This is a genomic window from Flavobacterium sp. RSSB_23 (assembly GCF_051547145.1).
Taxonomy (GTDB): Bacteria; Bacteroidota; Bacteroidia; order Flavobacteriales; family Flavobacteriaceae; genus Flavobacterium.
On record NZ_JBPTTO010000040.1, the window covers coordinates 1 to 1,038 of the forward strand.

At 40.1% G+C, this 1,038-nt stretch carries 1 pseudogene; it reads right to left on the reverse strand.

Annotated elements, in window-relative coordinates:
* A pseudogene (locus tag ACSVH9_RS16260) lies at positions 1-1,038 on the reverse strand (hypothetical protein); the annotation flags it as partial.

The window sequence follows — 1,038 nt, forward strand, 5'->3', positions numbered from 1 at the left end:
ATTGGCCGCTACATTTTCATCAATGGCAGCAGCAGATAACGTTATATCCGTTGGCGCTTCATTGATATCATTAATTGAAATAGTAAAGGCTTTTTCAAAAGTAGAAGTACCATCGAAAGTGCTTACACGAACCGAGTAAGAAGCTTTTGTTTCAAAATCAGGACTAGCAGTAATTTTCAAATCAGAACCTGAAATACTAAAGGCAGCATTATCGGTGTCTCCAGTTCCAGCGACAAGAGCATACGTAAACGAGCTAGTATCCACATCGGTTGTAGAAAGTGCTCCGACAGTGGAGTTAGCCGCTACATTTTCATCAATCGCAGCAGCAGACAACGCAATATCCGTTGGCGCTTCATTGATATCATTAATAGAAATAGTAAAGGCTTTTTCGAAAGTAGAAGTACCATCGAAAGTGCTTACACGAACCGAGTAAGAAGATTTAGTTTCAAAATCAGGACTAGCAGTAATTTTCAAATCAGAACCTGAAATGCTAAACGAAGTATTATCAGTGTCTCCAGTTCCAGCGACAAGAGAATACGTAAACGAACTAGTATCTAAATCGGTTGTAGAAAGCGCTCCAACAGTGGAGTTAGCCGCTACATTCTCATCAATGGCAGCAGCAGACAACGCAATATCCGTTGGCGCTTCATTGATATCATTAATGGTAATGGTAAAGGCTTTTTCGAAAGTAGAAGTACCATCGAAAGTTCGAACGCGAACGGAATAGGATGCTTTGGTTTCAAAATCAGGACTCGCAGTAATTTTCAAATCAGAACCTGAAATGGTAAACGCAGCATTATCGGTGTCTCCAGTTCCAGCAACAAGAGCATACGTAAACGAGCTAGTATCAACATCTGTTGAAGACAAAGTTCCAACAGTTGAATTGGCCGCTACATTCTCATCAATGGCAGCAGCAGACAACGTTATATCCGTTGGCGCTTCGTTTAAATCATTAATGGAAATAGTAAAAGCTTTTTCAAAAGTAGAAGTACCATCGAAAGTGCTTACACGAACCGAGTAAGAAGATTTAGTTTCAAA